This window comes from Micromonospora sp. WMMA1998, from assembly GCF_027497375.1.
Taxonomy (GTDB): domain Bacteria; phylum Actinomycetota; class Actinomycetes; order Mycobacteriales; family Micromonosporaceae; genus Micromonospora; species Micromonospora sediminicola.
The window spans coordinates 5,166,602-5,185,371 of record NZ_CP114911.1; the positions used below are offsets into that span (position 1 = coordinate 5,166,602).

Genomic DNA, 18,770 nt, shown 5'->3' on the forward strand with positions numbered 1-18,770 from the left:
ACGAGTGGATCTCGACGCGTACGTGGCGGAGCACGGCGCCGAGTGGCGGCGGCTGGAGCAGTTGACCGGCCGGCGTCGCCTGGACGCCGCCGAGGTCGACGAGCTGGTCGGGCTCTACCAGCGCACCGCCACCCACCTCTCCGCGGTCCGCAGCCGGGCCCCCGAGCCGGCACTGGTGGGGCGCCTGTCCCACCTGGTCCTCGCGGCCCGCGCCCGGATCACCGGGCGCCCCCGGCCCTCCTGGGCGGCGCTGCGCCGGTTCCTGCTGGCCGACCTGCCGGCCGCGCTCTACCGGGCCTGGCCCTGGTGGTGCGGCGTCGCCACCGGGTTCAGCGCGCTGACCGTCTTCCTCATCTGGTTCGTCGCCGGCCACCCGGACACCGCCGCCGCGTTCGTCGGCGCCGAGTCGGCCCGGCAGCTCGTCGACTCCGGCTTCGCCGGCTACTACACCGAGTTCGCCGCGCCGACGTTCGCGTTCCACCTGTGGACGCACAACGCCTGGCTGGCCGCCCAGTGCCTGGCCGCCGGCGTGCTGGTGGTGCCGGTGTTCTGGCTGCTGTGGCAGAACGCGCTGAACATCGGCGTGGTGGGCGGCGTGATGGTCGCCTACGGCCGGGCGGACGTCTTCTTCGGGATGATCACACCGCACGGGCTGCTGGAGCTGACCGGCATCTACGTCGCCGCCGGGGTCGGGCTGCGGACCGCCTGGGCCTGGATCGCCCCGCCCGCGCACCTCGGGCGCGGCCGGGCGGTCGCCGAGGCGGGACGGGCCGCCATCGTGGTCGCCGCCGGGCTGGTCGGGCTCTTCGCCGTCTCCGCGCTGCTGGAGGCGTTCGTCACCCCGGCGCCGCTGCCGATGCCGGTCCGGGTGGCGGTCGGCGCCGCGGTGTGGGCGGCGTTCCTGGCGTACGCGCTGGTGCTGGGCCGGCGGGCGGTCAGAGCTGGCCGAGGGACTTGAGTCGCAGATAGGTGTCGGCGACGGTGGGGGCGAGCCGGTCGGCGGCCACGTCCACCACGGTCACCCCGTGCCGGGACAGGGCGGCGCGCACCCGGTCCCGTTCGGCGAGCGCGCGCCAGGCCGCAGCGGCCGTGTACGGGTCGTCCGGGCCGGTCGGGGTGGCCGTGGTGAGCCCGGTCAGCACCGGGTCGTGGGTGGCCGCCAGCACCACCCGGTGCCGGGCGGCCAGCCGGGGCAGCACCGGGAGCAGTCCCTCCCGCAGCGCCCCCGCGTCCAGCGCGGTGAAGAGCACCACCAGGCTGCGCTGCCGTTCCCGGCGCAGCACCTCCGCGGCGATCAGCTCGAAGTCGGTCTCGACCAGCGCGGGCTGGAGCGGCGCCATCGCCTCGACCAGCCGGGGGAGCAGCGCCGGTCGGCCGCTGCCGGTCACCCGGGCGCGCACCGCGGTGTCCACGGCGAACAGGTCCACCCGGTCGCCGGCCCGGGCGGCCAGCGCGGTCAGCAGCAGCGCCGCGTCGATCGCGGTGTCCAGCCGGGGCTCGTCGCCGAGCCGGACCGCCGAGGTGCGGCCGGTGTCCAGCACGCAGACCAGCCGCCGGTCGCGCTCCGGTCGCCAGGTGCGGACGAGCACGTCGGCGCGGCGGGCGCTGGCCCGCCAGTCGATCGACCGCACGTCGTCGCCGACGGCGTACTCGCGCAGGGTGTCGAACTCGGTGCCGTGCCCGCGCCCCCGGGTCACCTGGACGCCGTCGATGATCCGGAGCCGGGCCAGCTTCTCCGGCAGGTGCTTGCGGGAGTCGAACCGGGGCAGCACCCGCAGCGTCCACGGCGGCGTGGCGGGACGTTCGGCGCGCTGCCGGAAGCCCAGGCGCATCGGCCCGAGTGAGCGTACGGTCAGTGCCACCGCCGGCCGGTCGCCGCGCCGCGTCGGGGTGAGGCGGACCGGCAGCGCGGCCGTGGCGCCCGGCGCGACGGTGAGCACCCGGCCCGGCGACAACTCGGGCCGCGCCCCGGCGGACGGCACCCACGCGTCGCGTACCTGGGCGTGCAACGTCGCGTCGGTGGGGTTGGCCAGGTGCAGGGTGACCGTGGCGGTGCCGCCGAGCCGGACGGTCCGGTCGCCGGTGCGGGTCACGGTGAGCGCGTGCGGCGGGGCCGCGAGGAGCCGGTCGACGGCGACCAGCAGCAGCACCGCCGCGGTCAGCACGGCGACGCCGAGGAACGGGGCCGGCCAGACCGGCAACGTCGCCGCGCCCGCGGCGAGCAGCAGACCCGCCCGCCAGGTCATCGCGGGGTCGGCACGGTGGCCAGCACCGAGTCCAGCACGGCGTCCACGGTGACGCCCTCCAGCTCCACCTCGGGGCGCGGGCGCAGCCGGTGCCGCAGCGTGGGCCGGGCCACCGCCTTCACGTCGTCCGGCGTGACGTGGTCCCGCCCGGCCAGCCAGGACCACGCCTTCGCGGTGGCGAGCAGCGCGGTGGCGCCCCGGGGCGAGGCGCCCAGCTCCAGGGCCGGGGCGACCCGGGTGGCGCGGCAGAGGTCCACGATGTAGCCGAGCACCGGCTCGGCCACGTGCACCGCGTGCGCCTCCGCCCGGGCGGCGGCCAGGTCGGCCGCGCCGGCCACCGGGCGTACGCCGGCCGCACGCAGGTCGCGCGGGTCGAAGCCGGCGTGGTGCGCGCGCAGCACGCCCAGTTCCTCGTCCCGTTCCGGCAGCGGCACGGTCAGCTTGAGCAGGAACCGGTCGAGCTGCGCCTCGGGCAGCGGGTAGGTGCCCTCGTACTCGACCGGGTTCTGGGTCGCCGCCACGATGAACGGCTCGGGCAGCGGGCGGCGCCCGCCCTCGACCGAGACCTGCCGCTCCTCCATCACCTCCAGCAGCGCCGACTGCGTCTTGGGCGGGGTGCGGTTGATCTCGTCGGCGAGGAGCAGGTTGGTGAAGACCGGCCCCTCCCGGAACGTGAACGCGGCGGTGCGCGGGTCGAAGATCAGCGAGCCGGTGACGTCGCCGGGCATCAGGTCAGGGGTGAACTGCACCCGCTTGGAGTCCAGGTCGAGCGCGGCGGCCAGGGTGCGCACCAGCAGCGTCTTGGCCACGCCCGGCACGCCCTCCAGCAGCACGTGCCCCCGGCACAGCAGCGCGATCACCAGGCCGGTGACCACGGCGTCCTGGCCGACGACGGCCTTGGCCACCTCGGCGCGCAGCCGGTGCAGGGCGGCCCGCGCCTCGGACGGGGCGGTGGGCGACGCGGCGGCGATGACGGGTCCGGTCACCGGGGTTCTCCTTCGCTCGGATGCGGGGCCAGGGTACGGGTGAGCGTGTCCAGGTCGCGGCTCAGCGCCAGCAGCTCCCGGTCGTCACCCGGCTCGGGGCCGTACAGCAGGTCGGTCACGTGCTCGGGGTCGCCGCCGACGGCGGTGGCGATCCGGGCCGCCACCTCGTCGTCCGGCGCGTCGGGCGGCAGGTTGAGCCGGGGCAGGAGGCGGTCCAGGGCGGCCCGGCGCAGCGTTGCGGCGACGGTGTCCCGGGCGCCCGCCCGGCGGTAGAGCCGGGCCCGACCGCGTACGGTCTCGGCGGACCGGACGGTGACCGGCAGCGGCTCGGCCACCGGCGGCCCGAGCCGGCGGGCCCGCCAGAGCACCACCAGCAGTCCGGCCACCGCGAGCTGCACCAGGATCGCCCAGAACCACTGCGGGAAGGCCGACCAGAGCGGGTTGTCGCGACGCGGCGGGTCGGCCCGGTCGGGGCGCTCGGTCCGCTCGGGGCCACGGCCGGTCGGCGGCGCGCCGGTCTCACGCTCCCCGGTCACGGTCGGCCGGGGCGGCGCGGGCGCCGGGCCGGGCAGGTCCAACCAGACCAGCGGGCGGCCGCCGCCGAGCAGACCGGTGGCGAGGTCCTCGTTGCCCCACTCGGCGATCCGGTCGTTGCGGAACGGGTCACTGGCCCCCACCAGCACCACCTCGGTGTCGCTGGGGATCCGGAGGAGCGCGCCGCCGTAGCAGCGGTCGGCGCTCTCCGGCCCGGCGTACCGCTGGTGGTCGACGGCGGCGGTGCCGGCGCGGAGCGCCTCGGGCAGCCGGCAGGTCTCGTCGCCGCCGTCCGGCGGCACCGCACGGGTGGCCCAGCGGCGGGTGGTCGGCTCGGCCGGGGCGTGCAGCTCGACCAGGACTCGGCGGGACGGATCGACCAGCACCAGCCGGCTGCCGGGGGGCAGCGCGGTCAGGCCGGCGAGCGTGTCCGGGTGGACCAGGCCCGGGGCGGGCACGAACAGTGTGCCGGGCGCCGCGCGGGCGGTGCGCAGCGCGGCCTCGACGTCGGTCTCCCGGCGTACCGGCACCCCCTGTGCGCGCAGCGCCTCGGCGAGCCGGCTGCCGCCGTCGTCGCCGGTGGCGACGGGGGAGAGGAAGCCGCGCTCGTCCGGGTCGGGCTGGTCCACCTCGTGCAGCACCAGGGTGGCGACGATCAGCAGGACAGCCAACCCGAGCGGGACGAGGAGGCGGTGCCGCCGGCGTGGCGACGCGGGCGGGACGGTGGGGCGTTCCGGGGCCCGGGTGTCGGTCACCGCTCCTCCTCGCCGGCCAGCTCGCGGCGCAGGTCCGCGGCGAGGTCGCGCATCCGGTGGTCGTGGCTGGCGGTGGCCGGGCGCTGGGCGTACCAGAGGTCGGAGAAGATCGTGCCGGCGGCGTGCAGGGTGGGCCGGACCGTCGGCCGGACCCGGGCCGCGGCCTCGGTCAGCTCGGTGACGGTCAGTCCGGCCCGTGGCTCCACCAGCCGTCGGGTGACCAGGAGCCGGACCATCTCGCGCAGCCGTTCCCGGACCGCCTCGGCATACCGGCCTTCGGCGGCCAGCCGGTCGGCCAGCCCGGCGTCGGCGGCCGGCGCGGGTGGCGCGGCCCGGGGGGTGGGCACGCGCGCCGCCGGCAGGTCCGGCCGGCGGCGCGCGCGGCGGCGCGGGCGGACCCGTCGGAGTCGGGGCAGCCGGAGCCGCCACCGCAGCCGGGGCAGCCGGAACCGGGGCACTGCCGGCCGGGGCAGCCGGCGGGGCACCCAGGTCGGGAAGTAGTACCAGGCCAGCGCCGTCACCAGCGCGGCGGCCAGCAGGATCAGCACGACCAGCGGCAGGGCGACGACGTCACCGAGCGCGGCGACCGCCTCGGTCCACCACCGGCTCACCGCGGGGCCGCCAGCAGCACGGGCTCGGGTACGCCGGCCGGCGCCCGGGAGAGCCGGATGTCCAGCCCCTCGGTGCGCATCCGGGTCTCCAGGTGCAGCACCGCGTCCAGGCAGGCCAGCGCCGGGTAGGCGAGCGCGTTCACCGCGACCTGGGCGGCCACGGCCAGCGGCAGCGCCCACGCCGACACGTCGAACAGGCCCAGCAGACCGAGCCCGTACGGGACGCCCAGCCCGATGCCGACGCGGACCAGCCACCAGCCGAGGTAGCCGAGCAATCGGATGCCGGCGGCGCGCCCGCCGAGGCGCCCGGCCAGCCGGACCGCCCGCCCCGCCGCCCGGTGCGCCGGCATCCCGTCCAGCACCAGCGCCGGCACCACCAGACCGAGCAGCCCGTAGGCCACGAACCAGGCCGGTCCGGCCAGCCCGGCGGCGCCGACGGCGAGCCCGACCGCGGCCGCGGCCAGCAGGGTCGCGCCCGGACGGGCCCCGCGGAGCAGCTCGGCCGGGCCGGGGCGACGGCCCAGCAGCGCCGCCGCCCCGCCCCGCGCGGCCGGGTTGCCCAGCAGCGCGACGATCGCCGCCTCGGTGCCGGCGCCGACCGCGAGCAGCAGCCAGTACCAGCCGAAGCGTTGCTCGTCGGTGGGCCACCAGCCGGGCGGGTGGACGTCGGCCAGCGTCCGCAGCGGGTACAGCAGGGCCTGCTCGGCCAGGGCCAGCGCCACGGCGAGCGGGAGCAGCACCCGGGCCTGGTCGCGCAGCAGCAGCACGGCGGCGTCGAGCAGCTCGCCGACGGTCAGCGGGCGGCGCGGGAGCACCGCGATCGGGCCGGCGTCGGGCACGCGTACTCCTGGGCGGGCAGGGTAGAGGTGGCGGGCGACGCGGCGCCCGGGGGATCATGGTTGCACGACGGGTCGGCATCCGGTTGACCCGTCCGCCGCGGCACGCCACGCGGGGCGGCCACGCCGTCGGCTGTGGTGCGCGGGCCCGCTCGGCGCTACCGTGCCGGTGAAGACGCCGAACCCTCCAGACGAACGGGGATGGAACGATAAACCCCATGAGAGCCCGGGTACTCGTGGTCGACGACGACCCCGCCCTCGCCGAGATGCTCGGCATCGTGCTGCGCAGCGAGGGCTTCGTGCCGTCCTTCGTCGCGGACGGAGAACGGGCACTGGCCGCGTTCCGCGACAGCCGGCCCGACATCGTCCTGCTCGACCTGATGCTGCCCGGCATGAGCGGCATCGACGTGGCCCGCGCGATCCGGTCCGAGTCCGGCGTGCCCATCGTGATGCTGACCGCCAAGAGCGACACCGTCGACGTGGTGCTGGGGCTGGAGTCCGGCGCCGACGACTACGTGGTCAAGCCGTTCAAGCCCAAGGAACTGGTGGCCCGGATGCGGGCCCGGCTGCGCCGCGGCGAGGACGTCGCGCCGGAGCTGCTCACCATCGGGCCGGCGGGCAACCAGATCACCATCGACGTGCCGGCGCACACGGTCAGCCGGGACGGCGAGGAGGTGAAGCTGACGCCGCTGGAGTTCGACCTGCTGGTCGCGCTCGCTCGCAAGCCGCGCCAGGTCTTCACCCGCGAGGTGCTGCTGGAGCAGGTGTGGGGCTACCGGCACGCGGCCGACACCCGCCTGGTCAACGTGCACGTGCAGCGGCTCCGGGCCAAGATCGAGCCGGATCCCGAGCGACCCGAAATCATCCTGACCGTCCGGGGCGTGGGCTACAAGGCGGGCACCGGATAGCCTGGTCAGCACTGTGGTGACCACCCCGCTGCCCGACCCGCCGACCGCGCCCCGCCGGCCATCCGCCGTGTGGGCGCTGTGGCGCGTCCTGGCCGGCCGTTCGGCGCGGTTCGCTGCCGGTGTGCACCAGGCCTGGCGGCGGTCGCTCCAGGTCCGCGTGGTCACCATCACACTCGTGGCGTCGAGTCTGCTGGTGGGCGGTTTCGCCTACCTGATCGCCGACAAGATCACCAACATCCTGCTGGAGAACGCCGAGACCGACGTGCGGGCCCGGCTGAGCAACGGCAGCGAATACGCGGCGAAGCAGTTCAACCTCTACCGCCAGCCGCAGGAGGCACAGCTCCAGGACACCATCGACGGCACGGTCAATTACCTGGCCGGCGGTGACCCGGCGCAGACCAGCGGGGTGGTGGTGGCGATCACCGCCGACAACTTCGCCGAGTTCATCGAGCCGCGCACCTCACCGGACGTGCCGGTGCGCCCGGTGATCGGCGACGAGCTGCGGGCCGCCGTCTCGTCGGGCAAGGTCGCCCACCAGATCCGCACCGGCACGCTCGGCGGCGAGCGGACCAAATACCTGGTCTACGGCTCCCCGGTGCCGACCCGGTTCGGGCAGGTCGAGCTCTACTACCTCGTACCGCTGGCCCGGCAGGACACCACGGCGGCCGACGCCCGGGCCACGGTGGTCGCCACCGGGGTCGCGTTGGTGCTCCTGCTCGGCCTGCTGGCGGCCCTGGTCACTCGGCTGGTGGTGACCCCGGTCCGGGTGGCCGCGCGCACCGCCCAGCGCCTCTCCGCCGGCCTGCTCGACCAGCGCATGGTGGTCTCCGGCGAGGACGACCTGGCCCTGCTCGCCGCCTCGTTCAACCAGATGGCGACCAACCTGCAACGGCAGATCCTCCGGCTGGAGGAGATGTCCCGCCTGCAACGCCGGTTCACCTCGGACGTCTCGCACGAGCTGCGCACCCCGTTGACCACGGTCCGGATGGCGGCCGACCTGATCTTCGCGGAGCGGGACGAGTTCGACCCGGCGGTGGCGCGCAGCGCCGAGCTGCTCCAGGCCGAGCTGGACCGGTTCGAGGAGCTGCTCACCGACCTGCTGGAGATCAGCCGGTTCGACGCCGGCTTCGCGGTGCTGGACAGCGAGCCGACCGACCTGGTGCCGGTGGTGCACCGGGTGACCGAGCGGCTGGCCGGGCTGGCCGAGCGGGTGGGGGTGACCATCGAGCTGGAGCTGCCGGACACGCCGGTGATCGCCGAGGTCGACCCGCGCCGGGTCGAGCGGGTGCTGCGCAACCTGGTCGGCAACGCGGTCGAGCACGGCGAGGCCAAGCCGGTGCGGATCACCCTGGGCATGGACCAGAGCGCCGTGGCGATCACGGTGCGCGACCACGGTGTCGGCCTCAAGCCGGGCGAGGAGAAGCTGGTCTTCAACCGGTTCTGGCGCGCCGACCCGTCCCGGGCACGGCAGACCGGGGGCACCGGCCTGGGCCTGTCGATCAGCCTGGAGGACGCCCGGCTGCACGGCGGCTGGCTGGAGGCGTGGGGCGCGCCCGGGCAGGGCGCGCAGTTCCGCCTCACCCTGCCGGCCCGGGCCGGGGACCGGCTCACCACCTCACCGCTGCGGCTGGTGCCGGCCGACGCCACCCTGCCGTTCGGCGGTCCGCGCGACGGTGGCCTGCTCGCCATCGGCCCGGGCAGCGGCGCCGGGGCGCTGGCCATCGGTCCCGCCGACGCCGACCGAGCGGAGGTGGCCCCGTGAGCGCGAGGAGTGAGCCGGGGTTGCGAGCCCCGCAGTCGCGAGCAGAGGTGACCCCGTGAGGAGCGAACTTTCCCTGAGGCGGCGGGCGCTGGCTCTGCTGCTGGGCGGCGTGCTGCTGCCGGCCGGGCTGATCGGCTGTGGGATCCCGAACGAGACCGAGGTCCAGGTCGACGGCTCGGGTCCGGCCGCCGAGGCGGGCGCCTCCAACGGCAGCCCTGCGCGGCCGCCCAGCCCCGAAGACAGCAACGAGCCCGGTCCGTTCATCGAGAACTACCTGCGAGCGGCGGCCGCCGGCGAGCGTGAGCAGGCGTACGCCCGGGCCAAGGAGTTCATCGCCCAGGAGGCGAAGAGCCTGCTCCCGGAGAAGCAGAAGAGCAGCGAGATCGGCCTGACCGTGGTGCGGCTCCGCGAGAAGCTCGAGGTCACCCCGCCGAACAACCAGGGCACCAGCGTGGTGACCGTCAAGGTGCAGCAGGTCGGCGTGCTGCGGGCCAACGGCGTCCTGGCGCCGCCGGAGACCAGCGAGACCGAGTACGTGTTCCAGCTTCGCCGGGCCGATCCGAGCGGGCCCGGGCTGCTGCTCACCGCCGTACCGAACGTGCTGCTGGTCAGCGACAGCGCGCTGGGGAAGTACTACCTGCCGCACACCATCTACTTCTGGAACGCGGACCAGTCCCGGCTGGTGCCCGATCTGCGTTACCTGCCCTCGTCGGTGCCGACCGAGCGGCTGGTCACCGAGGTGGTGAGATGGCTGACCGGCGACCCGTCCGACTGGCTGGAGACCGGCGTGACCGGGTTGCCCGACGGCACCCGTCCGATCAACAACGCCACCGGCGCCGACGGGCGCTGGGAGGTCAACCTCACGATGCCGGGAGCCGACGACAAGAAACTCGGCCTGCTCGCCACCCAGCTCGCCTGGTCGCTGCCCGATCTGAGTGGGCAGCTCGACCTGAAGATCCAGAACCAGAAGCGGCGCACCGTCGACCTCCAGCAGGAGCGGACGGCGCACGCCGCGTACCCGGCCGGCGGCGTCCCGGCGCGGTTCAGCGTGTACGACGGCGCGATCCGCCCGCTGGCCATCGGCAACGAGCCGCGGGCCGCCGTCCCGCTGGCCCCCGCGGACAACCGGAACGTGGCCTCCGCGGCGCTCGCGTACGCCGGTGACGGGACGCGGGCCGCGCTGGTGGTCACCGGCGCGGACCGGCGGCAGCGGCTGCGGGTCGGCTTCGGCGCGGCCCCGGTCACCGGGCTGGCCACCAGCGCCCGTTCCTACCGTGCCATCAGCCGGCCCACCTGGCTCCGCTCGTCGGATCAGAACCGCCCGGCCGGCCTGGTGGCCGCGGACGGCAAGCTCTACCGCTTCGACGGTGCGGCCGCGATGAGCGAGGTCCCCCTGGCCGTCCCCGGTCCGGTGGTGGCGGTCGCCGGGTCCCTCGACGGCCACCGGATCGCCCTCGTCAGCGGGGGTGCTCTCTACGTGGCCGCGGTGAGCGTCGACGGCGGCGTGGTGGTGGGCCAGCCGCGTCCGTTGGCGACCGAGCTCACCGGCGTCACGGCGGTGGACTGGCTGCTGGAGAACGACCTGGTCCTGGCCGGTAACGAGCCGGACCTCCGGCCGGCGATCCACCAGCTCAGTGTCGACGGCGGCCGGGAGATCGCACTCAAGCGGGACATCGGCGCCGAGGTGTCCCAGTTGGCCGCGTACCCGGGGGCGTCAACGGGTGGACCACCGTCGCAGTCGTACATGTACGAGGCGAACCGGGCGGCCTTCCGGAACAACCCGTTCGACATCATCAAGCCGGAACAGGTGCTGGACGTGCCGGCGGGCAGCCGGGCGACCAACCCGACGGCGCCGTTCTTCCTCTACTGAGGGCTGCCGGTGCCGGACCTGGGCGGGCTCTGGGCGGACCTGACCGACCTGGTGCTGCCCGCCGGGTGCGCCGGCTGCGCGGCGCGCTCGCCGGGGCTGCGGCAGGGCTTCTGCCCGCGCTGCGTGGACGAGCTGGAGTCGTTGCGTCCCGCGCCGACCCGCCCTGATCCGGCCCCACCGGACCTGCCGCCCTGTGTCGCCCTCGGGCCGTACGGCGGCGCGTTGCGCGAGGGGTTGCTGGCGTACAAGGAACGGGGTCGGCACGGGTTGGCCCGGCCGCTGGGGGCGTTGCTGGCCGAGGTGGTCGCCGAGGCCGTGGGGCCGCCCGGCCCGGTGACGCTGGTGGCGGTGCCGGACACCGCCCGCGCGGCCCGGGCCCGCTACGGCGACCACCTGGAGCGGCTGGCCCGCCCGGCGGCGGCCCGGCTGCGCGCGGCCGGCTGGCCGGTCCGCGTGCTACGGCCGTTGCGGGCGCTGCCGCGCCCGGACTCGGTGGCGCTGGACAGCGCCGGTCGGGCGGCCGCGGCGGACGCGGCGTTCCGACTGCGGCGTACGGTCCCCGCCGTCGGCACGGTGGTGCTGCTCGACGACATCGTCACCACCGGGGCCACGCTCGCGGCGGTGAGCCGGATATTGCATCGCGCGGGAATGACGCCAAAGGCCGCGGCGGTGCTCGCCGCAACGCAAAAGCGGCGGCTTCGGTGACGCTTCGTGTATCCGTTTCACCCCATGGTGTATGAGCTGTTAAATTTCGCGACCGCCTTCGGCAACCGGGGGTGACGGGTGGCCGAACAGGAGTTAGCGTTTCGGTGTCGGGGGTAGTGAGGATGCCAACCTTCCCCCGGCACTGGAAGGAGGCGTAGCCGTACATCACCGGTGGACGCCGAGCGGGGCCCTCCCCGGGTGCGTCGACCGGAAGATCCGGACCGAACGACCGTCCGAACAAGGGAGGTCACGTGGACATCGTGGTCAAGGGCCGTAACGTCGAAGTGCCGGACCATTACCGGGTGCACGTAGCCGAGAAGCTCGCGAAAATCGAACGCTACGACCACAAACTCATTCGCGTGGACGTCGAGCTGTTCCACGAGCGCAATCCGCGCCAGGCCGACCACTGCCAGCGGGTGGAGATCACCTGCGTCACGCGGGGTCCGGTGATCCGGGCCGAGGCCTGCACGAACGACTTCTACAGCGCGCTCGACGCCGCCATCGCCAAGCTGGACACCCGTTTCCGCCGGGCGGCCGACCGCCGCCGGGTGCACCGCGGGCGGCACGCGCCGCTCTCCGTGGCCGCCGCGACCGCCGGTCTTCCGGTGGCCGACCTGGACGGGCCCGGCCTGGCGGTGCTGAACGGCCACGGTGCGGCCACCGCCGTCGCCGACCGTCCGGACGAGAGCGGCTTCGAGGAGCCCGACGACCAGCCGTGGCACATCGCCCGGGAGAAGGTCCACCCCGCCGAACCGATGACCGTCGACGACGCGCTGTTCCAGATGGAGCTGGTCGGCCACGACTTCTACCTGTTCCAGGACAAGGAGTCCGGCCGTCCGAGCGTGGTCTACCGACGGCGCGCGTACGACTACGGGATCATCTCGCTCGACACCTGACCCCTTGACCGGCGATCCGGGCCCCCGCGCGTCGCGGGGGCCCCGGATCAGTCCCGGTCCGAGGCCAGCCGGCCGAAGATCACCGAATCGGTACGGGTGCCGTCCCCGCCGGGCAGCCGCCCGCGCAGCAGCCCCTCCCGCCGGAAGCCGGCGCGTTCCAGCACCCGCTGGGAGGCGACGTTCTCCGGCCGCGTGCCGGCCCAGAGCCGGGCCACCCCGACGTCGAACGCCCACGCGGAGACGAGCCGGACCGTCCGGGCGGCCAGCCCGCGCCCCCGCGCCTCGGGCAGCAGGCTGTAGCCCAGCATGGCCTGGCCGGTCGCCGGCTCGTCGTACACCAGGGCGCAGCCACCGACGAACCCGCCGGTCACCGCGTCGATGATCGCCAGGTCGGCGGCGTCGCCGACCAGCCAGTGGCTCGCCGCGAGCCGGCAGCGGCGAGTGACCGCCTCCCGGTCCGGCGGCGTGGGCGGAACCCGGTTCGCCACCACCTCCGGCAGCGTGTGCAGCCGGTGCAGCGCGTCCGTGTCCGCCGGTTCCACCCGGCGCACCGTCACGACGCCGTCGGTGAGCCGGCCGTCGGGCAGGTCCGGCAGCGGGCGGGCGGTCGGCCCGGGCGGGTCGTCGGCCAGCCGCACCCAGGCGACCAGGTCGTGACGTGCGCCGGCGAGGCCCGCGCCCGCCGCCCGGCGCACTCCCTCGTGCCGGTAGCCGCAGGCCAGCGCGATGCGCTGGCTCGGCACGTTCTCCGCGCGGGTGAGCAGCTCCAACCGGCCCGCCCCGGCCGCGAACGCCTGCTCACTCAGCAGCCGGGTGGCGGCGGTCGCCACGCCCCGGCCGCGTACCCACGGGCCCACCCAGTAGCCGATCTCGTACGTCGCCCGCTCCGCGCTGAGCCGGGTCAGGCCGATGCTGCCGAGCAGCCGGTCGGTGGCCGGGTCGGCGATCGTGTAGGCGGCTCCGCCGGCCGCCCGGGCCGCCGGTGCGCCCTCGGCGATCCACCACCGGGCGGCGTCGGCGTCGTACGGGTCGGGCAGGAAGGGCATGAACCGGCGGGACTCCGGGTCGGTCAGGCCGGCCACCGTGCCGGGTACGTCGGCCGGAGCGCACGGCCGCAGCCGTACCCCGTACCCCTCGATCGTCTCCGGGGTCACGCCAGGTCTCCCGCCAGCAGCCCGCCGACCCACACGTCGTGCCGCTCGCCGCGGTGCTGGACGCCGCCGCGCAGCGTGCCCTCGACGGTGAAGCCGGCCTTCTCGGCCGCCCGCCGGGACGCGGTGTTGCCCACGTTGGCCCGCCACTCGACCCGGGCCAGGCCGAGCGTGGTGAAACCCCAGGCGCAGACCGCGGTGAGCGCGGCCGGCAGGTAGCCCCGGCCCCGCGCGTGCGGGGCGGTCATGAAGCCGACGTCGGCCACCAGCGGGTCGCCGGGGAGGATCCGCTGGTCGAGCGAGGCGACGTAGCGGTCCTCCGGGTCGGCCACCGCGAACATCGCGGCGGTTCCGCGCGCCCACGCCGGGCGCACCAGGTCACGCAGGTAGCCCTCGGCGTGCTCGGGCCGGTAGGGGTGCGGCACCGTGGTCCAGCGCACCGTCTGCTCGTCCTGGCAGGTGCGGGTGACCTCGGCCAGGTCCCGCTCCTCCAGCGCGCGCAGCCGCAGCTCGGTGTCGCCGGCGGTGGCGAACAGGACCGGCTGCGGGCGGCCGAAGACCGCCGCCCGGCGGGCCTGGAGCGTCTCCGGGCCGAAGGGGACGGGGTCACCCGGCGCGGCCAGCTCGGCCGGGAGCAGGGAGCCGATCCACCCCTCCGGCCGGCCGCCCCGGGCCGGGTGGGCGAGCCGTAGCTCGCCCTCGACCCGGAAGCCGGCCCGCAGCGCGACCAGCCGGGACGCGTGGTTGCCGATCTCGGCCTGCCAGGTGATCCGGCGCAGCTTGAGCGCGTCGAAGGCCCAGCGGGCCACCGCCCGGATTGCGCGGACCGCGACGCCCCGTCCCCGGGCCCACGGCGCGGTCCAGTAGCCCACCTCGCCCGAGTCGAGCGCGTGGTCGACGGAGACCAGACCGCACGAGGCGAGCAGCTCGCCGGTGGCGGCGTCGCAGACCGCGAACGGCGCTCCGGTGCCCTGCGCCCAGGCGGTGGCGCTGACCGTGGTCACGAACGCGACGGCGTGTTCGGGCAGGTACGGGCGAGGTACGGTGGTCCAGCGCCGGATGTCCGGATCCTGGCAGGCGCGGTGCACCGCGTCGGCGTCCTCGGCCCGCCAGGGGCGCAGCACCAGCCCGTCCTCGATGATCTCCACAGGCTCCACCCGAGCCATCGTGCCGGATCGTTCGCCGACGGCGTAACCCGATTGGCGGCCCCCGACGTGTGGTCGCGGTGTTATGTCGGTTTCGCAGACCCGGACCGCCGCCACCAGTGACCATCGCCGCGCCGGAGCGCCTACGATGGTTCGAGACCGTCTAGGGGAGCGTTGATCCGTGTCGATTCTGGAAAAGGTCCTTCGCGCCGGCGAGGGCCGCATGGTGCGTCGGCTGAAGGCCATCGCGGCCGCCGTCAACTCGATCGAGGACGACTACGTCAACCTCGACGACGACGAGCTGCGCGGCATGACCGACCAGTTCAAGGAGCGGCTCGAGGATGGCGAGACCCTCGACGACCTGCTGCCGGAGGCGTTCGCGGTGTGCCGGGAGGCCGCCTCGCGGGTGCTCGGCCAGCGGCCCTACGACGTCCAGGTGATGGGCGGCGCGGCGCTGCACTTCGGCAACATCGCCGAGATGAAGACCGGTGAGGGCAAGACGCTCACCTCGGTCATGCCGGTCTACCTGAACGCGCTCGCCGGCAAGGGCGTGCACGTGATCACGGTGAACGACTACCTTGCCGAGCGCGACGCCGCCTGGATGGGCCGGGTGCACGAGTTCCTCGGGCTCACCGTCGGCGTGGTGCTGCCGAACCGGCCCGCCACCGAGCACCGCGCGGCCTACGAGTGCGACATCACCTACGGCACGAACAACGAGTTCGGCTTCGACTACCTGCGCGACAACATGGCCTGGTCGAAGGAGGAGCTGGTCCAGCGCGGCCACTTCTTCGCCGTGGTGGACGAGGTCGACTCGATCCTCATCGACGAGGCCCGCACCCCGCTGATCATCTCCGGCCCGGCCGAGCACTCCGCCCGGTGGTACCAGGAGTTCGCGTCCGTGGTGGCCCGCCTCCAGCCCGGCACCGACGGCGAGGGCGACTACGAGGTCGACTACGCCAAGCGCACCATCGCGATCACCGAGCGCGGCGTGGCCAGGGTCGAGGACCGGCTCGGCATCGACAACCTCTACGAGTCGGTGAACACGCCGCTGGTCGGCTACCTGAACAACGCGATCAAGGCCAAGGAGCTCTACAAGCGCGACAAGGACTACATCGTCAGCGACGGCGAGGTCCTGATCGTCGACGAGTTCACCGGCCGGATCCTGCACGGCCGCCGCTACAACGAGGGCATGCACCAGGCGATCGAGGCCAAGGAGGGGGTGGAGATCAAGCAGGAGAACCAGACCCTGGCCACGATCACCCTCCAGAACTACTTCCGCCTCTACGAGAAGCTCTCCGGCATGACCGGCACCGCCCAGACCGAGGCGGGCGAGTTCAACAAGGTCTACAAGGTCGGCGTGGTGACCATCCCGACGCACCGGCCGATGGTCCGGCTCGACCGGCCCGACGTCATCTACAAGACCGAGAAGGCCAAGTTCAACGCCGTCGTCGAGGACATCGCGGAGCGGCACGAGCAGGGCCAGCCGGTGCTGGTCGGCACCGTCTCGGTGGAGAACTCCGAGATCCTGTCGCACATGCTGCGCCGCCGCGGCATCCCGCACTCGGTGTTGAACGCGAAGTTCCACGCCAAGGAGGCGGAGATCGTCGCCCAGGCCGGGCGCAAGGGCGCGGTCACGGTCGCCACCAACATGGCCGGCCGGGGCACCGACATCCTGCTCGGCGGCAACGCCGAGTTCCTCGCCGCCAACGACCTCCGCCAGCGCGGTCTCGACCCGGTCGAGCAGCCGGAGGAGTACGCCAAGGCGATGGAGGAGATCCTGCCGACCTGGAAGCAGGCCTGCGACGTCGAGGCGGAGGAGGTGGCCGCCGCCGGCGGGCTCTACGTGCTCGGCACCGAGCGGCACGAGTCCCGCCGGATCGACAACCAGTTGCGCGGTCGTGCCGGCCGGCAGGGCGACCCGGGCGAGTCCCGGTTCTACCTGTCCCTCCAGGACGAGCTGATGAAGCGGTTCCGGGCCGGCGCCGTCGAGGCGGTCATGGACCGCTTCAACATCCCGGAGGACGTGCCCATCGAGTCGAAGATGGTCACCCGCCAGATCAAGAGCGCGCAGGCCCAGATCGAGGGCCAGAACGCCGAGATCCGCAAGAACGTCCTCAAGTACGACGAGGTGCTCAACAAGCAGCGCCAGGTGATCTACGCCGAGCGCCTGCGGGTGCTCAACGGCGAGGACCTGTCCGACCAGGTTCGCAACATGATCGACGACGTGATCGGCGCGTACGTGGTCGGCGCGACCAGCGACGGCTACGCCGAGGACTGGGACCTCGACCAGCTCTGGTCCAGCCTGAAGCAGCTCTACCCGGTCGGCGTCACGGTCGAGGAGCTGGAGGAGGAGGTCGGCTCCCGGGCCGGCCTCGACCAGGACTTCCTGCTCGCCCGCCTGAAGGAGGACGCGCACTCCGCGTACGACCGGCGGGAGGAGAGCCTCGGCGAGGAGGCGGTGCGCCAGCTCGAGCGGATGGTCCTGCTCCAGGTGATCGACCGCAAGTGGCGCGAGCACCTCTACGAGATGGACTACCTCCAGGAGGGCATCAGCCTGCGGGCGTACGCCCAGCGCGACCCGGTCATCGAGTACCAGCGCGAGGGCTTCGACATGTTCGCCACCATGATGGACGGCATCAAGGAGGAGACGGTCGGCTTCCTCTACAACCTGGACGTGCAGGTCGAGGAGGCGGAGCCGGAGGCCGAGGAGGTCCAGCTGCTGGAGAAGCCGGTGGAGATCCGGGCCAAGGGTCTCAACCGCGCGCCGCAGCAGCAGGGCCTGCAATACTCGGCGCCCGCCGTGGACGGCGAGGCCGGTCGGGGGGCGCCGGTGATCGAGCGCGCCGAGCAGCAGGCCCCGGCGCTGGGCATCGGCGAGCCGACCTCCGAGCGCCCGGCCGCCTCGGCGCCGCGCCGGACCCCGGCCGCGGCCGGCGGGGCGAGCGGTCAGGCGATGGCCTCCAGCACCGCCCGGCGGGCGACGCCGGGCCAGGTGGACGGTGGTGAGGGCCCGTCCCGTAACGCGCCCTGCCCGTGCGGTTCCGGCCGCAAGTACAAGCGCTGCCACGGTTCGCCCAACGGCGGCAACTGACCCAGGTAGCCCGACGGGCCCCGGCCACCTCGGTCGGGGCCTGTCGGCCGTCCAGGCACGGTTCGTCTCGACGCCACTTCGGGGAGGTGGCGGTATCCCGGCCGGTTGACACCCCCACCTCCCCGATCTGGTGGGGATCGAGGTCAGAGGACGTCGAGGACGAGGCAGAACCAGTTGCCGCGGCGGTGTTCCAGGCGTAGGGCGACCGCCCAGCTGACTCCGCCCGAGCCCACGAACACGGCGGTGGCTTCGACCGCCCCGGCCCGCGGCTCGCAGACCCGTAGCCGGAGCAGGTGCAGGGCCGGCCGGCTGGTGCGCCGGCGTACCGGCGTGACCCGGCGGGCCGCCCGGCTGACCTCCGCCGACACGCGGCTGACCGCCTCGGGCAGGCAGAGCGGCCGGAGTTGCCCGGGTGGCCGGAACCCGTTGACGATCTCCAGGAACGTGCGGACGAAGCGGTGCGCTGCCCGCGCCGCCTCGGGCCGGGCGGCGCCGGGCGTCTCGGCGGGCGGCCGGACCGCGGTGCCGGGTGTCTCGGACAGAGGTCGGGTCAGGGTGTCGCTCGGCGCTGACGGGGGCCACGCGACCGGCGCGCGCGGACCGAAGGAGGACCAGCGCGGCCACCCGTGCGCCCGGTCCGGCGGGCGGCCGGCGGGGCGGGCGGGATCCCGGGGTCGCCGGTCGACCAGGTCGAGCGCGAGCTGGCCGACCTGCGCCCAGGCCGGATCCTCGTCGGTGCAGGGCGGATCGAGCGGCGGGGCGGGACGCAACCGGACCGGTGGACGCGGTGCCGGTGGACGGCGGGTGTCGACCATGTCAGCCCTCTAATTCTTGCGTTTGCCTTCGTTTGCCTCCGACTGAGTCTCATCTTCGTTGATGGCATGGCTTCCCGTCAATGCTCAGGGTCGCCGGAGGCTCACTCGGTGTCGCGCTCACCCAGCGGGTTCCCGCGCACCCACTCAGCGGTCTCGGCGTACTTGCGCTCGATGTACTCCTCCAGTCGCGCCCGCTCCACCCGCCACTGACCCCGTCCGCCGATCTTGATGGCGGGCAGCTCTCCGCTGCGGACCATGTGGTAGACCTGCGAGTCCGAGACATTCAGCTCGGCGGCGACGTCGGACAGCAGCAGGAACCTGGACTCCACGGTGACTCCCGAGGTTGTTTTCGTTTGCCTCAGTTTGCCATCACCGGCGGACGTTCCCGAGTCCCGCTTCGGCGGACACACCGGCGGAAGACTTCTCCCGGGCGGGTGCCGGGTGTATGACGGTCACGGC

16 protein-coding genes are annotated in these 18,770 nt (G+C 74.4%); 7 read left to right on the forward strand and 9 right to left on the reverse strand.

Annotation, left to right across the window (positions count from 1 at the left end):
* The first annotated feature begins 4 nt into the window (after nucleotides 1-4).
* Complete coding sequence (locus O7600_RS23945; RefSeq protein ID WP_098743604.1) at nucleotides 5-958, forward strand: stage II sporulation protein M; 954 nt, start codon at nucleotides 5-7, stop codon at nucleotides 956-958.
* On the opposite strand, the gene O7600_RS23950 is transcribed toward O7600_RS23945, so the two are convergent.
* The 5 genes from O7600_RS23950 to O7600_RS23970 are packed head-to-tail and all read right to left on the reverse strand — an operon-like array spanning nucleotide 936 to nucleotide 5,971.
* Entirely contained in the window at nucleotides 936-2,246 is a 1,311-nt protein-coding gene (locus O7600_RS23950) for a DUF58 domain-containing protein (RefSeq protein WP_281590746.1), read from the reverse strand. The two genes, O7600_RS23945 and O7600_RS23950, sit on opposite strands and share 23 nt — an antisense overlap.
* Nucleotides 2,243-3,232 (reverse strand): MoxR family ATPase, encoded by a 990-nt coding sequence (locus tag O7600_RS23955; RefSeq protein WP_281590747.1) that lies wholly within the window; start codon nucleotides 3,230-3,232, stop codon nucleotides 2,243-2,245. The genes O7600_RS23950 and O7600_RS23955 overlap by 4 nt, the downstream gene beginning before the upstream one ends.
* Nucleotides 3,229-4,521, reverse strand: a complete 1,293-nt coding sequence (locus O7600_RS23960; RefSeq protein WP_281590748.1) for a DUF4350 domain-containing protein — start codon at nucleotides 4,519-4,521, stop codon at nucleotides 3,229-3,231. The genes O7600_RS23955 and O7600_RS23960 overlap by 4 nt, the downstream gene beginning before the upstream one ends.
* Nucleotides 4,518-5,132, reverse strand: coding sequence for a DUF4129 domain-containing protein (locus O7600_RS23965; RefSeq protein WP_281590749.1), 615 nt, complete (start codon nucleotides 5,130-5,132; stop codon nucleotides 4,518-4,520). Before O7600_RS23965 ends, O7600_RS23960 begins: the two co-directional genes overlap by 4 nt.
* Nucleotides 5,129-5,971 carry a hypothetical protein gene (locus tag O7600_RS23970; RefSeq protein ID WP_281590750.1) on the reverse strand — a complete coding sequence of 281 codons (843 nt, stop codon included), beginning with the start codon at nucleotides 5,969-5,971 and terminating at the stop codon, nucleotides 5,129-5,131. Before O7600_RS23970 ends, O7600_RS23965 begins: the two co-directional genes overlap by 4 nt.
* A 215-nt stretch (nucleotides 5,972-6,186) precedes the next feature.
* Between O7600_RS23970 and mtrA the strand changes: the two genes are divergently transcribed.
* From mtrA to raiA, 5 genes are all read left to right on the forward strand, one after another.
* Nucleotides 6,187-6,876: an MtrAB system response regulator MtrA gene (gene mtrA, locus O7600_RS23975; RefSeq protein WP_281590751.1), complete on the forward strand. Its 690-nt coding sequence runs from the start codon at nucleotides 6,187-6,189 to the stop codon at nucleotides 6,874-6,876.
* 13 nt (nucleotides 6,877-6,889) lie between these two features.
* Nucleotides 6,890-8,638: an MtrAB system histidine kinase MtrB gene (gene mtrB / locus O7600_RS23980; protein ID WP_281590752.1), complete on the forward strand. Its 1,749-nt coding sequence runs from the start codon at nucleotides 6,890-6,892 to the stop codon at nucleotides 8,636-8,638.
* 73 nt (nucleotides 8,639-8,711) lie between these two features.
* Nucleotides 8,712-10,508, forward strand: coding sequence for an LpqB family beta-propeller domain-containing protein (locus O7600_RS23985; RefSeq protein ID WP_281594254.1), 1,797 nt, complete (start codon nucleotides 8,712-8,714; stop codon nucleotides 10,506-10,508).
* Between the two features lie 9 nt (nucleotides 10,509-10,517).
* The gene (locus O7600_RS23990; RefSeq protein WP_281590753.1) at nucleotides 10,518-11,213 is read left to right on the forward strand and encodes a ComF family protein; all 696 of its coding nucleotides are present in this window, start codon (nucleotides 10,518-10,520) and stop codon (nucleotides 11,211-11,213) included.
* A 251-nt stretch (nucleotides 11,214-11,464) separates the two neighbouring features.
* Entirely contained in the window at nucleotides 11,465-12,109 is a 645-nt protein-coding gene (raiA, locus tag O7600_RS23995; RefSeq protein WP_174531134.1) for a ribosome-associated translation inhibitor RaiA, read from the forward strand.
* A gap of 47 nt (nucleotides 12,110-12,156) precedes the next feature.
* On the opposite strand, the gene O7600_RS24000 is transcribed toward raiA, so the two are convergent.
* Nucleotides 12,157-13,263 (reverse strand): GNAT family N-acetyltransferase, encoded by a 1,107-nt coding sequence (locus tag O7600_RS24000; RefSeq protein ID WP_281590754.1) that lies wholly within the window; start codon nucleotides 13,261-13,263, stop codon nucleotides 12,157-12,159.
* Nucleotides 13,260-14,417, reverse strand: coding sequence for a GNAT family N-acetyltransferase (locus O7600_RS24005; protein ID WP_348651356.1), 1,158 nt, complete (start codon nucleotides 14,415-14,417; stop codon nucleotides 13,260-13,262). The genes O7600_RS24000 and O7600_RS24005 overlap by 4 nt, the downstream gene beginning before the upstream one ends.
* A gap of 169 nt (nucleotides 14,418-14,586) precedes the next feature.
* Between O7600_RS24005 and secA the strand changes: the two genes are divergently transcribed.
* The gene (gene secA, locus O7600_RS24010) at nucleotides 14,587-17,496 is read left to right on the forward strand and encodes a preprotein translocase subunit SecA (RefSeq protein ID WP_281590756.1); all 2,910 of its coding nucleotides are present in this window, start codon (nucleotides 14,587-14,589) and stop codon (nucleotides 17,494-17,496) included.
* A gap of 143 nt (nucleotides 17,497-17,639) precedes the next feature.
* Here secA and O7600_RS24015 read toward each other — a convergent pair whose 3' ends face one another.
* A complete protein-coding gene (locus O7600_RS24015; RefSeq protein ID WP_281590757.1) occupies nucleotides 17,640-18,311 on the reverse strand; it encodes an Rv3235 family protein in 672 nt (223 codons plus the stop codon).
* 101 nt (nucleotides 18,312-18,412) lie between these two features.
* Nucleotides 18,413-18,640 carry a helix-turn-helix domain-containing protein gene (locus tag O7600_RS24020; RefSeq protein WP_281590758.1) on the reverse strand — a complete coding sequence of 76 codons (228 nt, stop codon included), beginning with the start codon at nucleotides 18,638-18,640 and terminating at the stop codon, nucleotides 18,413-18,415.
* Nucleotides 18,641-18,770 lie beyond the last annotated feature (130 nt).

Excerpts from the sequence above, each read along its gene's own strand:
- mtrA (WP_281590751.1), top strand. The coding sequence starts at position 6,187 with ATGAGAGCCCGGGTACTCGTGGTCGACGACGACCCCGCCCTCGCCGAG.
- O7600_RS23950 (WP_281590746.1), bottom strand. The coding sequence starts at position 2,246 with ATGACCTGGCGGGCGGGTCTGCTGCTCGCCGCGGGCGCGGCGACGTTG.
- O7600_RS24015 (WP_281590757.1), bottom strand. The coding sequence starts at position 18,311 with ATGGTCGACACCCGCCGTCCACCGGCACCGCGTCCACCGGTCCGGTTG.